16 protein-coding genes are annotated in these 14,417 nt (G+C 70.0%); 13 read left to right on the top strand and 3 right to left on the bottom strand.

Annotation, left to right across the window (positions count from 1 at the left end):
• The first annotated feature begins 1 nt into the window (after position 1).
• The 7 genes from ACIHAX_RS04585 to ACIHAX_RS04555 all read left to right on the top strand — a co-directional run bounded on the left by ACIHAX_RS04585 (position 2) and on the right by ACIHAX_RS04555 (position 7,215).
• Positions 2-1,402, top strand: a complete 1,401-nt coding sequence (locus ACIHAX_RS04585) for a nucleotidyltransferase family protein (protein WP_397275803.1) — start codon at positions 2-4, stop codon at positions 1,400-1,402.
• The gene (locus ACIHAX_RS04580; RefSeq protein ID WP_397275801.1) at positions 1,399-2,133 is read left to right on the top strand and encodes an HAD family hydrolase; all 735 of its coding nucleotides are present in this window, start codon (positions 1,399-1,401) and stop codon (positions 2,131-2,133) included. The genes ACIHAX_RS04585 and ACIHAX_RS04580 overlap by 4 nt, the downstream gene beginning before the upstream one ends.
• A complete protein-coding gene (locus ACIHAX_RS04575; protein WP_364425748.1) occupies positions 2,118-3,059 on the top strand; it encodes a diacylglycerol kinase family protein in 942 nt (313 codons plus the stop codon). The genes ACIHAX_RS04580 and ACIHAX_RS04575 overlap by 16 nt, the downstream gene beginning before the upstream one ends.
• Positions 3,056-3,916 carry an SDR family NAD(P)-dependent oxidoreductase gene (locus ACIHAX_RS04570; protein ID WP_356961771.1) on the top strand — a complete coding sequence of 287 codons (861 nt, stop codon included), beginning with the start codon at positions 3,056-3,058 and terminating at the stop codon, positions 3,914-3,916. The genes ACIHAX_RS04575 and ACIHAX_RS04570 overlap by 4 nt, the downstream gene beginning before the upstream one ends.
• 148 nt (positions 3,917-4,064) lie before the next feature.
• Positions 4,065-4,631 (top strand): peptide deformylase, encoded by a 567-nt coding sequence (gene def / locus ACIHAX_RS04565; RefSeq protein ID WP_355070717.1) that lies wholly within the window; start codon positions 4,065-4,067, stop codon positions 4,629-4,631.
• Positions 4,631-5,554: a methionyl-tRNA formyltransferase gene (gene fmt / locus ACIHAX_RS04560; protein ID WP_355070719.1), complete on the top strand. Its 924-nt coding sequence runs from the start codon at positions 4,631-4,633 to the stop codon at positions 5,552-5,554. Before def ends, fmt begins: the two co-directional genes overlap by 1 nt.
• Positions 5,551-7,215, top strand: a complete 1,665-nt coding sequence (locus ACIHAX_RS04555; RefSeq protein WP_397275798.1) for a transcription antitermination factor NusB — start codon at positions 5,551-5,553, stop codon at positions 7,213-7,215. The genes fmt and ACIHAX_RS04555 overlap by 4 nt, the downstream gene beginning before the upstream one ends.
• 6 nt (positions 7,216-7,221) lie before the next feature.
• Here the strand turns inward: ACIHAX_RS04555 and ACIHAX_RS04550 are convergent, their stop codons facing one another.
• A complete protein-coding gene (locus tag ACIHAX_RS04550; protein WP_355070723.1) occupies positions 7,222-8,085 on the bottom strand; it encodes an RNA polymerase sigma factor SigF in 864 nt (287 codons plus the stop codon).
• Complete coding sequence (locus ACIHAX_RS04545; RefSeq protein ID WP_355070725.1) at positions 8,085-8,507, bottom strand: anti-sigma factor; 423 nt, start codon at positions 8,505-8,507, stop codon at positions 8,085-8,087. The genes ACIHAX_RS04550 and ACIHAX_RS04545 overlap by 1 nt, the downstream gene beginning before the upstream one ends.
• 96 nt (positions 8,508-8,603) lie before the next feature.
• Between ACIHAX_RS04545 and rpe the strand changes: the two genes are divergently transcribed.
• Positions 8,604-9,260: a ribulose-phosphate 3-epimerase gene (gene rpe, locus ACIHAX_RS04540; RefSeq protein WP_355071047.1), complete on the top strand. Its 657-nt coding sequence runs from the start codon at positions 8,604-8,606 to the stop codon at positions 9,258-9,260.
• Positions 9,261-9,266: 6 nt separating this feature from the next.
• Here the strand turns inward: rpe and ACIHAX_RS04535 are convergent, their stop codons facing one another.
• Positions 9,267-9,737, bottom strand: coding sequence for a hypothetical protein (locus ACIHAX_RS04535; protein ID WP_355070727.1), 471 nt, complete (start codon positions 9,735-9,737; stop codon positions 9,267-9,269).
• Positions 9,738-10,300: 563 nt separating this feature from the next.
• On the opposite strand from ACIHAX_RS04535, the gene ACIHAX_RS04530 reads away from it, so the two are divergent.
• The 5 genes from ACIHAX_RS04530 (at position 10,301) to ACIHAX_RS04510 (ending at position 14,330) form a co-directional block, all read left to right on the top strand.
• On the top strand, positions 10,301-10,924 hold the full coding sequence (locus ACIHAX_RS04530) for a riboflavin synthase (protein ID WP_364425736.1): 624 nt from the start codon (positions 10,301-10,303) through the stop codon (positions 10,922-10,924).
• Positions 10,925-11,478: 554 nt separating this feature from the next.
• Entirely contained in the window at positions 11,479-12,723 is a 1,245-nt protein-coding gene (locus ACIHAX_RS04525; protein WP_355070731.1) for a bifunctional 3,4-dihydroxy-2-butanone-4-phosphate synthase/GTP cyclohydrolase II, read from the top strand.
• Between the two features lie 31 nt (positions 12,724-12,754).
• On the top strand, positions 12,755-13,234 hold the full coding sequence (gene ribH / locus ACIHAX_RS04520; protein ID WP_355070733.1) for a 6,7-dimethyl-8-ribityllumazine synthase: 480 nt from the start codon (positions 12,755-12,757) through the stop codon (positions 13,232-13,234).
• Between the two features lie 2 nt (positions 13,235-13,236).
• On the top strand, positions 13,237-13,728 hold the full coding sequence (locus tag ACIHAX_RS04515; protein WP_355070735.1) for a PH domain-containing protein: 492 nt from the start codon (positions 13,237-13,239) through the stop codon (positions 13,726-13,728).
• Positions 13,729-13,790: 62 nt separating this feature from the next.
• A complete protein-coding gene (locus tag ACIHAX_RS04510; protein WP_364431335.1) occupies positions 13,791-14,330 on the top strand; it encodes a GNAT family N-acetyltransferase in 540 nt (179 codons plus the stop codon).
• The last annotated feature ends 87 nt before the right edge of the window (positions 14,331-14,417 follow it).

The raw sequence follows: 14,417 nt of genomic DNA, 5'->3' as shown, positions 1-14,417 counted from the left end.
CATGACCGACACCGTGATCGCCGCGGCCGGGACCGACGCCGAACGGCTGCTGGTACACGCCGCGCTGGCCGCACCCAGCGGCGAAGAACGCGCGGAACTGGTCGAGCTGGCCCACCGGGTCACCGATTGGGCGGCCTTCTTCGAGTTGGCACAGCTCAACGCGACCGTCCCGCTGGCGCGGCGCTCGCTGATCGCCGCCGAGGTGTACGAGCTGGTGCCGCCCCTGGTCCGGGTGCGGTTCGACGCCGTCACCGAGCAAATCGCGACCGCCAACGACCGCCGCCTGGCCGGGGCGGTGGAGCTGGTGCGGCGGCTCGACGAACGCGGTGTGCGCTGCGTGGTGCTCAAGGGCATGCTCTTCGCCACCGAGATCTACCGCGACCCGCGCTACAAGCGCATGAACGACCTGGACATCCTGCTGGAACCGGACCAGGTCGACACGGCCGTCGAGGTCTACCGTGAACTCGGCCTGTTCGCGACCTCCGAGCTGCTCGGCAAGCCGCCCAAGGCGCGGGCCGAGCGATCCCACCACCTGCCGTCGTTCGTCTCGCGCGACGGCGCGCTCGTGGTGGGCACGCACTGGGGCCTGATCACGCCGCTGGCGCCCTACACGGTGGACTACACCGCGATATGGAAACGTGTGCGTCCCATCGACTTCCACGGCGTACCCGCGTGGGCGATGGCGCACGAGGACAACCTGCACCATCTGGGCATCCACCTGCCCTACTACAAAACCGGCGTACGCGAACTCGGCGACATCTGGAACCTGGCCCGATACGCGGGCACGGACCTCGACTACGACCTGCTTTCCGGTCAGATCGCGGCGGCGGGCAGCGAGGGCCTGATGTACCACGCCCTCGCCCTCGCGCACCGGCTGGTGCCGAACCCCGACTTCGCGGCGCTGCTGGACCGGATCGCGCCCCGCGTGGATCGATTCACCCGCGCCGACACCGCGCGCAAGGTCGCCGACGTGCACACGTTGCTGCGCAGCCGTTCCACCCACACCTCCCGGATCGAGAAGGCCTACACCGAATTCAATATGACCGCTGACGCGCGGGAGAAGCTGGACGGCTTCGCGCGGCTGTGGTCCGGGCTGCTCCTGGTCCCCGGCGCCGAGGCGGCCAGGATGAGTTCGCTGCGCGATCCGGGCGCGGTGGCCGCCGTCGGGGCCCGCTTGGTCGCGCCCTACCGTCTGACCAGGGTGTTCCAGCGTGACCTCGGCCGGTGGCTGTTCCCCGCCGCGCTGGCCAAGACGGTCTACGACCTCGGCGCGGCATACGCTGGGGAACTTCGGTCCCGCACCGGGCTCGGCGGTGCGCGGCCGCCCGGCATCGACGACTACGCCGCCCGCCTCGGGCTGACCAGAGCGGACCTGCGAGCAGTACTGGACAGCCAGGAATGAGCCCACGGCCGACCGTGCTGTGGGATCTGGACGGCACGTTGATCGGGCAGCGGCGGCGCACCTTCGCGACGCTGATGCCCGCGGGCGCGGCTTGGGTGTTCCGCGATCTCGTCCCACCGCACCGCTTCCTGCCCCTGCTGCGCCGCACGCTGGGTGACGTGCGCGCCAACGACAGCGACCACACCAACACGGAGCTGATGGTGCTGCTGCTCGCCCAGCGTCTCGGCACCGGCCGTGACGTGGTCGCGGACCGCCTCACCCGGTTGGCCGAGGTCGAATTCGCGAGGCTGCGAGCGTGTTTCCCGCCGCGCCCGGCGGCGGTGGCGACGGTGCGCGGGCTGGCGGAGGCGGGTGCGCGGCAAGTGGTCGCGACCAACCCGTTGTGGCCGCGCAGCACCGTCGAGGCCAGGATCCGTTGGGGCGGAATTGATCTCGCTTCGTTCGCCTTCGTCACCAGCGGTGACACCATGCACCGCGCCAAGCCGCGGCTCGAGTTCTATCGCGAACTGCTCGACCAGTTGGGCGCGGCCGCGGGTGACTGCGTCATGGTCGGCAACGACCCGGCTCACGACGGTCCCGCCGCGCAACTGGGCATCCCGGTCTTCCTGGTCGGCCCGCGCACCACCGGCATACCGCCGGCCGTGGCCCGGACCGGACTGGTCACGGTGGGGGATCACCACGCACTACGCCGATGGCTCGGCATCGAGGAGGATTCGTGCTCGTCGTCCTGAACCCGCGAGCGAACGCGGGTACCGCACTGCGGCGCTGGGAGCCGGTGGAATCCGCCCTGCGCGACCGTCACCCGCACCTGTCGGTCGAACTGCCCGCCGACGCCGGGCACGCCACCGACCTCGTGCGCGCGGCCGTCACCCGGCCCGATCCGCCTCCGGTGCTGGTCGCCGCGGGCGGCGACGGCATGGTCAACCTGGTGCTGAACGCGCTCATGGACCCGGCAACCGACCACCCGCGCGCTCCCGGCTGCGCACTGGGCGCGGTGGGGCTGGGCAGTTCGAACGACTTCCACAAACCGGTGCCCGGCACCGGACGTATCGGCACCGTTCCGGTGCGGGTCGACGCCGCGCGCGCCGAATTCGTCGACGTGGGCAAGGCGTGCGTGCTGCTGGCCGACGGCACGCGTGCGGTGCGCTACTTCCTGCTCAACGCCAGCATGGGGCTGGTCGCCGCGGGCAATCATTCCTTCAACCACGCCACCGGGGTGGTCGGCTGGCTCAAGTCGCGCAGCGTGGAGGCCGCCATCATCGCCACCGCACTCGCCACCCTTGCCACCCATCGGCCGCTGACCGTCGCCGTTCGTGGCGGCGACTGGAGCCACGCGGCCCCGATCACCAACATCGGCGTGCTCAAGAGCGTGCACTTCGCCGGCGGCATGCGCTACGACACGGCGGTCACCCGCGCCGACGGCCGGTTCGATGTGAACATCTGGGCCGAGGCGGGGAAGCTCAGGACGCTCGGCTTGGTCGCGGGACTGTACGCGGGCCGATTCCGGCGGTCGCCGCTGGCGGTATGCCATCGCGATTCGGTCGTGGAGCTGCGGCCGGATCGTCCGGCGCCGCTGGAGTTGGACGGCGAGGTCACGATGGTGGAGTCGGCGCGGCTGGAGGTTCTGCCGCGGGTACTGAAGGTGTGTGCCGCGTGACGGTGGTGCTCGTCACCGGAGCGGCCAACGGCATGGGCGCGGCCACCATGGAACGCCTTGCGGCGCTGGGGTACACGGTCGAGGGATGCGACCGGGTCGCCGCGTCCGGAATCGCCCGGGTCGACGTGCGCGACGAAGAAGCGGTGAACCGCTGGGTTCGCGACGTGCACGCCAGGCACGGCAGCATCCATGCGGTCGTCACCTTCGCGGCGTACGGCGTCGTCGGCGCGGTCGAGGAGACCACGCCCGCAGAGGCCGCGGCGCTCTATGACACCAACGTCCTCGGCACGCACCGCGTACTGCGCGCGGTGCTGCCGTTGCTGCGCGCCCGAGGCGCAGGGCGCGTGATCGTCGTCAGTTCGGGAGCGGGCGCCGTCGCCGAGCCATACGGCGGTTGGTACTCGGCTACGAAGGCCGCCGTCGAGCGGATCGGCGAAGCCGCGCGCATCGAGGCCGCCGGGTCGGGCATCCAGGTGTCGGTACTCATCCCGGGATGGACCGTCACCCCGATCATCGACACGGCGCGACACGTGTCGAGCCCGATCTCCGCCTACGACCACGACCGTGCCGCCGTGCTGGACCTCGTACGCGGCTACTTGGCCGCGGGACAGCCCGCCGCCGCGGTGGCCGACAAGGTCGCGATGATCCTGGCCTCGGACCGGCCACGGCAGACCTACCTGTGCGGCCGTGACGTCCGCTTGTCCTTCTGGACCCGCAGGCTGCTCCCGAGCCGGGTATACGAGCGAATGGTGCGCCGATACTACGGTTTCCGGCCGGAGCCTGCCCGCCCGCTGCCGAACGCCTTGCTCGGCGAGCTGCGGGCCACCACTGGTCCGCGGTCACCGGCGGACGGCTGACCAGGGTTTTTCCGGGCGGCCGGGCGGAGGGATCGACACCCCGCCCGGACCGCATAGGAGTTGTACCAGCTTCCGGCTGGCGAATCGGGGATTTCCGGTCGTCTCACTAGAATGGGGCGACCGTATTCGTCGCTTCCGGGAGCCAGCCGTGACCATCCAGCCCGTTCGCCTGTTCGGCGATCCCATCTTGCGTGCCCGCGCCGCGGAGGTCACCGCGTTCGATCGTGATCTGCGTCAGCTGGTGACCGACCTGACCGAGACGATGCACGACGACGGCGGTGTCGGGATGGCCGCGCCGCAGATCGGGGTCGGGCTGCGCGTGTTCGTCTACGACACGGGCGACGCCGCGGGGCATCTGGTCAACCCGCGGTGGGAGGTCGTCGGCGACGAGGAGCAGGTGGGGCCGGAAGGCTGCCTGTCGATTCCCGGCGTGCGCTACGACACGCGCAGGGCCCTGCGGGTGCGGGCAACCGGTGTGGACGTCGACGGCGCACCGGTCACGTTCGAAGCCGAAGGGTTGCTGGCGCGGTGCGTGCAGCACGAGACCGATCATCTCGACGGCGTGCTGTTCATCGACCGTCTCGACCCGGCCCAGCGCAAGGAGGCGATGCGGGTGATCCGCGAATCCGATTGGTTCGCGGCGGGCTCGACGGTGCGCCCGGCCCGTTCGATGAGCGGTGCGGGTCGGCCCAACCCGTTCGGAGCGGGCCGCTGATGCGCGTCGTCTTCGCGGGCACCCCGGAACCGGCGGTTCCGTCGCTGCGGCGTCTGCTGGAATCGGCGCGCCACGAGGTCGTCGCCGTGGTGACGCGGCCGGACGCGGTCGCGGGGCGCGGCCGGAAGGTGACCAGGTCGCCGGTCGGCCTGCTGGCCGACGAACACGGCATCCCGGTGTTCACCCCGCGGCGGCCGTCGGAGCCGGAATTCGTCGCGCGGCTCACCGAATTGGCGCCGGACTGCTGTCCCGTCGTCGCCTACGGCGCGCTGCTACCCCAGCAGGTGCTCGACATCCCGCGCTTCGGCTGGATCAACCTGCATTTCTCGCTGCTGCCCGCGTGGCGCGGCGCGGCGCCGGTGCAGGCCGCGATCGATGCGGGCGACGAGATCACCGGCGCCTCCACCTTCCAGATCGAGGCCGGACTGGACACCGGCCCGGTCTTCGGCATGGTGACCGAGAAGATCACCGTCACCGACACCGCGGGCACTCTCCTGGAGCGGCTGGCCGACAGCGGCTCGCGCCTGCTGGAAGCGACGCTCGACGGAGTGGAGGACGGGAGCTTGCAAGCGGTCCCGCAGTCCACCGACGGTGTCTCGTACGCGCCGAAGGTCGGCGTCGAGGTCGGGCACGTGCGCTGGGATCTGCCCGCGCTGGCCATCAGCAGGCGGATCCGCGCGGTCACTCCCGCGCCGGGGGCGTGGACCGAGGTCGGCGGCACCCGGTTGAAGCTGGGGCCGGTCGAGTTGGTCGAGGAGGAATTGCCGGAGCGGGTGATCGAGGTCCGCAAGTCCGGTGTGTTCGTCGGCACCGCGACCACCGCGGTGCGGCTCGACCAGGTGCAGCCGCAGGGCAAGCGCATGATGGCCGCGCTCGACTGGGCGCGCGGCGCCCGCCTGCAGCCGGGCGCGGTGGTCGAATGACGCGCGGCAATCGGCCCGGCGACGGCAACGCACGCGACCGGCGGCGCGACGAACGAGAGTCCGCGCCGAATCGTTCCGGCGAGGCAGGCCGGGCACGCGCGCAGGGCGGCGGGAAGCAGCAGGATCGCGACGCGGCGGACAGGTCGCGGGCGACCGGTCGGCGTTCCGGCGGTGGGCGCGCCGAGGCGGGCGGCCGTGATCGCGACGAACGGCGCGGCTCCACCGGACGACGCTCGGCGGCGGGCCGATCGGACCGTTCCACCGGCGGGCGCCCGGCTTCGCAAACCGCGCCGCGCCAAGGGGCCAAAGCCGCCGGACGACCAAGGGAATCCGCCGACCCGCCGCGGTCGGTCGCCAGGGATGTGCTGCGGGCGGTCCGTGAGCGCGATGCCTACGCAAATCTCGTTCTGCCCGCGCTGCTGCGCGAACGGGGATTGTCGGGTCGGGATGCCGCACTGGCCACCGAACTCGCCTACGGCGCGTGCCGGTCGCTGGGACTACTGGACGCGGTGATCGCCGAAGGCGCGGGCAGGCCGATCGAGGAGATCGACGGACCCTTGCTGGACGTGCTCCGGCTCGGCGTCTACCAGTTGCTGCGCACCCGGATCGGCGCGCACGCCGCCGTGGACACCTCCGTCGCGTTGACGCGCGCCGAATTCGGTGCGGGCAAAGCCGGTTTCGTCAATGCGGTGCTCCGGCGCGCGGGGGAGAAGACCCCCGAGCAATGGGTCGACGCGCTCGCGCCCGCCGACCCCCTCGGCCGGTTGGCGTTCGAGTACGCCCATCCGGTCTGGATCGCGCAGGCGTTCGCCGACGCGCTGGGCGCGCGAGCGGCGGAACTGCGCGACGTGCTCGCCGCCGACGACGCCCGCCCGCTGGTGCACCTGGTGGCCCGCCCCGGCGACATCACCGCGGAGGAACTCGCGCTGGTCACCGGCGGCGAGGAGGGCCGCTGGTCGCCGTACGCGGTCTATCTGGACGGCGGCGATCCCGGCAAGCTGGAGCCGGTCCGCGAGGGCATGGCGGCGGTGCAGGACGAAGGCAGCCAGCTGGTGGCGCTGGCGTTGACCAGGGCCGCGCTCGACGGCCCGGACACCGGTCGCTGGCTCGACCTGTGCGCAGGACCGGGCGGCAAGGCCGCGCTGCTGGGGGCGATCGCCGCGATCGACGGTTTCCGGGTGGACGCGGTCGAGCCCGCCGCGCACCGCGCCGAGCTGGTCCGCAAAGCCGTGCACGACCTGCCGGTGGACGTGCACGTCGCCGACGGCCGCGCCAGCGGACTGACCCCGGGCTACGACCGCATCCTGGTCGACGCCCCCTGCACCGGCCTCGGAGCGCTGCGCCGTAGACCTGAGGCGCGCTGGCGGCGCACCCCGGCGGACGTCCGGGAACTGGTGGTGTTGCAGCGCGAATTGCTCACCGCCGCATGGGATCTGCTGCGCCCTGGCGGGGTCGTGGTGTACTCGACATGCTCGCCGCATCTGCCGGAGACGGTGTCCATCGTCGCCGATGCCGTGCGCCGCCTCGGCGCCGAGCAGCTCGACACCCGCGAACTGCTGCCCGGCGTCACCGATGTTGGCGACGGGCCGGGGGCACAGTTGTGGCCGCACCGGCACGGTACCGACGCCATGTTCGTGGCGGCGCTGCGCAAGCCGCGCTGAGCGGGGTCATTCCCGGCTGGATTGCTCCCGCAAGCGGGCGAGGGTCTTGGCGAGGATGCGCGAGACGTGCATCTGGGAGATGCCCATCTGCTGCGCGATCTGCGTCTGGGTCATCGATTCGAAGAACCGCATGGTGAGGATGCGTCGTTCCCGCTCCGGCAACCCGGCCAGCAGCGGACGGATCGCGACGTACTCCTCGACCCGATCGAACTGGGACTCCTCCTCGCCGAGGGTGTCCAGGAGCGAGGCGTCGGTGTCGCGGCCGAGCGTGGCCGCGTCGATCGAACTCGGCTGGTAGGCGTTGCCCGCGATGACCGCCTGGGTCACCTCGTCCGGGTCGACGTCCAGCTCGGCGGCGATCTCCTTCGCCGTCGGCGAGCGGCCGAGAGTCTGCGAGAGACTGTCGATCGCCGCGCCGATGCGTAGGTGAGTCTCCTTGACACGCCGCGGCACTCGCATCGCCCAGGTGTTGTCGCGGAAATACCGGCGGACCTCACCCATGATGGTCGGCACCGCGAAAGAAAGGAAGTTGGAGCCGCGCTCGACGTCGAAACGGTCCACCGCGTGCACCAACCCCACCCGCGCGACCTGGGTCAGGTCGTCGAACGGCTCACCACGCCCGCTGAACTTCCTGGCGATGTGGTCGGCGAGCGGAATGCAGCGGCTGATCAGTTCCGCGCGCAGCGCGCTGTGCCGCGCGGTCCCCGCCTCACTGGAGGCGAGCTGCTCGAAGAGCAATCCGACATCGTCGTAACCGGGAACCGCGCCCGCCGCCTCCAGGGTCTCCTCGGCATCGGTCTCGTCCTCGGTGGTCAGCGTGTCGGCGTCGTCGTCGCGCTGGGAGTCGTACACGGTGTCTTCGTCCGCCACTACGCCTTCCCCCGGACCCGACGGAACTCGACCGTCGTCGGATATCCGGAGACCGTCGCGTCGAACGAATCCTGGGTCGCCTCCACCGAGTCGGTGAGGGTGCGCAGCACGTGCCAGCCGAAGCTGCGCTGATCGGGCAGCCCCGGCTTCTCCGCCAGGCCGTCGACCCGGACGAGCAACACGGTGTCGCCGACGGTGAAACGGCAGTTCAGGCTCGATTCCGGGGCGGCGACCGCGATCAGGGTCGAGCAGACCTCGTCGACGGCCAGCCGGATATCGGCCACCTCGTCCAGTGTGAAATCGCTGAGTAGGACGAGTGTTTCGGCGAGCCCACGCACGATGGGCAGTTGTGTCACCGACGCCGCCACCCGAATCTCCACCGGGGTGCTGTAGAGCCCCTGTTCCGCCGAAATATTGATCACCCTATGCAGGCTACCCACTCCCGCGCTGGACAACCCTGGGTACCGTTAGACTCCGGCGTTGTGTCCAACCCGATTCACCCGCGTCCGGCCGCTCCGATGATCGCCCCCTCCATCCTGTCCGCAGACTTCGCGCACCTCGCGGACGAAGCGGCGGCCGTCGCAGGCGCCGACTGGCTGCACGTGGACGTGATGGACGCGCACTTCGTGCCGAATCTCACGCTCGGCCTCCCGGTGGTGGAGAGCCTGCTGAAGGCGACCGAGATCCCCCTCGACTGCCACCTGATGATCGAGAATCCGGGCCGCTGGGCGCCGCCGTACGCCGAGGCGGGCGCGCACAACGTGACCTTCCACGCGGAGGCGACCGACGATCCGATCGCGGTGGCCCGCGACATCCGCGCCGCGGGCGCCAAGGCGGGGCTCTCGGTGAAGCCGGGCACGCCGATCGAGCCGTACCTGGAGATCCTGCGCGAATTCGACACGCTGCTGGTGATGAGCGTGGAACCCGGCTTCGGCGGACAGTCGTTCATTCCGGAGGTGCTGCAGAAGGCGCGCGTCGTGCGGAACCTGGTCGATGCCGGTGAGCTGCGGCTGCTGGTCGAGATCGACGGCGGGATCAACGCCGACACCATCGAGGCGGCCGCGGAGGCGGGTGTGGACTGCTTCGTCGCCGGTTCCGCGGTCTACAGCACCGCCGACCCCGCCGCCACCGTGGAGAAGCTGCGCGGCCAGGCGGCCTCGGCGTGGGCCCGCTGAACGGTGCTAGCCGGTCCGCGTTCCACGCGCGGCGACCGCGCGGATCGTCTCGATCACCGCGCTGATCGGCGGGCGGCGGGCGCCGGCCTCCGGTGACCGGATCCACACGCGATACCCGGTGCGCTCGTCGTCCGGTGAGGGCAGCACCACTTGGCTGCCCGCGCAGGCCACCGCAGCGTAGAGGCGGAACAATTCGGCCGAGACCGCCGGGCTGACGGCGTCCGGCCCGGCGGGGCCGGTGAGGAACGTCCAATGCTTGGCTCGCGGATGGTCGACCACCGGCCCGGCGATTCCGTCTTGGGCGAGTCGCCGTAGCACCTGCTCGCCGAGTTCGGCGGGCATGGTGACGGCGCCGTAGTCGACACCGATGTGCAGGAGAATGCGGTGCGAACCGGGATCCATCGATGCGGGCAGCTGGAATTCGCGCCGATACCGTGAACAGCGAACTTCCGGCGTCGAATCGAGAAATGTGGTCACACTGCGCCCCCAGCTGCGTTCGACCCAATTTGTCCCACTGTGTTCTCCGGCTTTCTCGAGGAGTGAACATCGTGTGGCAGGCTTCCCGCTTGTCGGTCATGTTCCCTGGTAGAGCGTGTCATCGGACTGCATGGACGGGAAAGTTGAACGCGAGAAGTCAGCCGCGTAACGATATCGCGTACCGCGCCGTCCGAGCACGGAATCTGCGTTATAACCGTGTTTCGTTCGAGTATCGAGAATGAATCCGCAAACTCTCTGCGGGGTAAATTAATTCGTGCGGTACGCCAAATGCCGCAGAATAATCATGCATATGTCGTCCATCCGGGTGATCACGGCGGGTGTGGACATATTTCGTTCCATTTTCGATGGGACCGGCCGGTTCCGCCCGCCTCGGCCCGCCCTGCGGTCGGTTCCGGCGCGGGTCCCGGTCCGCCCTCGGCGGGCACGGAACGCGGCTGTCTACGGCGACCCCGCGTCACTAGGCTGAGGAGGTGCGGGAATAGCGGCCGGGTCCCGCGCTGTTCCGCAACCGGAAGACAACGACGCGACAGGAGTCACAGCACATGTTCACAGGCATCGTCGAGGAACTCGGCGAGATCGTCGCCAGCGAGCGGCTGACCGACGCCGCGCGGCTGACGATCAAGGGCAAGCTGGTGACCTCCGATGCCGGGCACGGTGATTCGATCGCCGTGAACGGAGTGTGCCTGACCGTCGTGGAGGTGGTCGGCGGCGACTCGTTCACCGTCGACGTCATGGCGGAGACGCTCAATCGCTCCAGCATCGGCAAGCTGGACGTCGGCGCCAAGGTGAATCTCGAGCGCGCCGCCGCTCTGAACAGCAGGCTCGGCGGCCACTTGGTCCAAGGCCATGTCGATGGCACCGGCACCGTGCTCTCGCGCACTCCGTCGGACAACTGGGACGTGGTGCGGATCTCGCTGCCCGAGAACATCGCCCGCTACGTCGTGGAGAAGGGGTCGATCACCGTGGACGGCATCTCGCTCACCGTCTCCGGCCTCGGCGTCTCCGACGAGCCCGCCGAGACCGGCAGCAGCGACTGGTTCGAGGTCTCCCTCATCCCCACCACGCTCTCCCTGACCAACCTCGGCTTCGCCACCGTCGGCACCACCGTCAACCTGGAAGTCGACGTGATCGCCAAGTACGTCGAACGCCTCCAGCAGCGCGGCTGACAGTGCCCGCACCGCTCGTCCCCGCCCGCCCACGAGGCTGCGCGGCGGGAATCGCATGCGTAATAGAGCTGCCGCGACGCCGTCATCCGAGCCGTCACCCTCACACGGAGTCACGGTGATCGCCGACCGTGCGGGTTCGATGAGCATCGTCTCGACCGGTCGGCTCGGCATCACTCCGGCGGCCGAGCGAATCGGCATCACTGCGGTCTCCGAGCGAGGCGCGACAGATCAGGCCCCGCCTGCGCCCGAGCGAGCATCCGAGACACCCTCCCATCTGCCAACCGGCAGGCGCGGATGCCCGCTACGAGCCAAGGTCTCGAGACGCCATGGCAGCCGACGGTTTTCCACGCCAGGCGGCAGGCCCGGCGAACATGCGGGTCGGTCGATCGCCCCACCGAGCGCCCAGTACACCTCGACCACGACTTTCGAGCGAAGCGAGACCGAGCATGCGCCGTTCGCGGCCATAAGGGGGCGCGAACACCCAGCGCCGCAGGCGCTGGAAAACGACCCAGTACTGTGGTGAGGCACCTATTTCGAGATGGAGCACAGCAGACGTGACCAGGTTCGACAGCATCGAGCGCGCAGTCGCCGATATCGCCGCCGGTAAGGCGGTCGTCGTCGTCGACGACGAGGACCGCGAGAACGAGGGCGACCTCATCTTCGCGGCGGAGAAGGCCACCCCGGAACTGGTCGCCTTCATGATCCGCTACACGTCCGGTTACATCTGCGTGCCGCTCACCGGCGACGACTGCGATCGGCTCGGCCTGCCGCCGATGTACGCGATGAACCAGGACAAGCACGGCACCGCCTACACCGTCTCGGTGGACGCGCGCGAGGGTGTCACGACCGGTATCTCCGGCGCCGACCGCGCCACCACGATGCGGTTGCTGGCCGACGCCGACGCGAAGGCCGACGATTTCACCAGGCCCGGCCATGTGGTGCCGTTGCGCGCCAAGGATGGTGGTGTGCTGCGCAGGCCGGGGCACACCGAAGCCGCGGTGGATCTGGCACGCATGGCCGGCTTGCGTCCGGCGGGCGTGATCTGCGAGATCGTCAGCCAGAAGGACGAGGGCCACATGGCCCGGACCGAGGAGTTGCGCGTCTTCGCCGACGAGCACGAGCTCGCGCTGATCTCGATCGCGGACATGATCGCGTGGCGGCGCAGGCACGAGAAGCATGTGGTGCGCGTGGCCGAGGCGCGCATCCCCACCGCGCACGGCGAGTTCATGGCCGTCGGCTATCAGAGCATCTACGACGAGGTCGAGCACGTCGCGCTGGTGCGTGGCGACATCACCGACGGCGACGACATCCTGGTCCGCGTGCACTCGGAGTGCCTGACCGGTGACGTGTTCGGATCGTTGCGCTGCGACTGCGGTCCGCAGCTGGATGCCGCGTTGGAGATGGTGGCGGCCGAGGGGCGCGGTGTCGTGCTGTACATGCGCGGTCACGAAGGCCGCGGCATCGGCCTGATGCACAAGTTGCAGGCCTACCAGCTGCAGGACTCCGGCCACGACACGGTCGACGCGAATCTCGAACTCGGCCTGCCCGCGGATGCCCGCGATTACGGCACCGGCGCGCAGATCCTGGTGGATCTGGGCATCCGGTCGATGCGATTGCTCACCAACAATCCGGCCAAGCGGGTCGGCTTGGACGGCTACGGCCTGCGGATCACCGAGCGGGTGCCGATGCCGTTGCGCGCGAACGCGGAGAACCTGCGCTACCTGCGCACCAAGCGGGACCGAATGGGTCACGACCTGATCGGCCTCGACGAGCTGGATCTCGGCGAGACCGCCCACTGAACTGCGAACAGACTCCGAAAGGCGGACATCGATGAGCGGTACCGGGGTACCGACTTTCGCGCTGGCGGACGCCAAGGACCTCTCCTTGGGCATCGTCGCCTCGCGCTGGCACACCCAGATCTGCGACACCTTGCTGGCGAACGCAGAGCGGGTGGCCAAGGACGCGGGCGTCCAGCAGATCACGGTGGTGCGCTGCGCGGGTGCGATGGAGCTGCCCGTGGTGGCCCAGGAGCTGGCCAAGTCGCATGACGCGGTGGTGGCGCTCGGTGTGGTGATCCGCGGTGACACCCCGCATTTCGAGTACGTCTGCGACGCGGTGACCGCGGGGCTCACCCGGGTTTCGCTGGACGAGGGCACGCCGGTCGCGAACGGAGTGCTCACCACCAACAACGAGCGGCAGGCCCTGGATCGGGCCGGGCTGCCGGAGTCCCAAGAGAACAAGGGCGAGCAGGCGGCCGCCGCGGCGCTGGACGCCGCGCTGACACTGCGCGCTCTGCGACAGTCCGCGTAGCGATGCCGGTCGTTCGCATCTTTCGCAGGAATGTGGGCCCGGCCGACGACACGTCGGAGTGGGATTTCGAGGTGCGGCCCCGGCGCGCGGTGCGGACGGCCTGGATCGCGGCGGTGCTGGTGGCGGCCGCGTTCACCGTGGGTGGTGTCTGGCTGCGCACCGGGTCTACCGGCGTCAACTTCCGGGTGGCCGATCAGCTCGCGATGATCGGGATCGGTGTGCTCGGCGCCGCGGCCGTGCTGTTACTGACCAGGCCACGGGTGCGGGTCGGCGCGCGGGGCGTGTCGGTGCGAAATATTCTGGGCGACAAAGATTTTCCCTGGGACTATATCCGAGGCGTGTCGTTCCCGGATCGGAAGTCCTGGGCGCGCCTGGAGTTGGTCGACGACGACTACGTCCCGCTGCTGGCGATCCGCTCGAACGACAAGGAGCACGCGGCGCGGGCGATGGCCCGGTTGCGGGAACTGGGCGCGAAATATTCCGGGAGGAAGTGATCGGGTGCGGTGTGCGGCCATCCGGCTCGCGCGGCCCCGCGTGCTGATCTAACCTCGCCGCCATGGAGCCAGGTGCGTTCGTCCTCGCGGCGGCTTTCGCCGACGATCCACTGATGACCTACTTCTGGCCGGGAGCGTCACGGCGGCGGAAAGCGTTGCCGCCGTTCTGGGATTCGCGCATCGCGTCGCGCCGGGAGAACGGTCTGGTCGACCTCGCGCACGACGCGGAGGGCAACCTCGCCTGTGTGGCGCTGTGGGAACCGGCGCACGTGGTGTCACCGACGGCGAAGCCGTTGACCTTACTGCGCGCCTTGGGGTCGAGCACCGCTCGGGCGCTGGCCGCCGGGCGGCACATGGAGCATGCGCGACCGGCGGCACCGCATCTGTATCTGGCCGCCATCGGGACGTTGCCCCGCGCACAGGGCCGGGGACTGGCGAGCGCGCTGCTCGAGCGTCGGTTGGCGGCGGCCGAGGAGGACTGTTTCCTCATCTCGAACACCAGCGGCACGGTGCCCTTCTACGAGCGATTCGGTTTCGTGCGGCAAGGTGAGCTGCCGATCGGCCGAGGTCCGATCGTGTATCCCATGGTCCGGAGTAAATAGCCGCAGTGCGCCCCGGCGGGCACGCCGATCACTCGATGTGCCACAGCCGGGACGCGGACGGGCGGTCGCGACCGAGCCCGCTGGTTC

This window comes from Nocardia sp. NPDC051929 (assembly GCF_044548645.1).
GTDB classification, from domain to species: Bacteria; Actinomycetota; Actinomycetes; order Mycobacteriales; family Mycobacteriaceae; genus Nocardia; species Nocardia sichangensis.
This window is presented reverse-complemented; position numbering and strand designations above follow the sequence as displayed.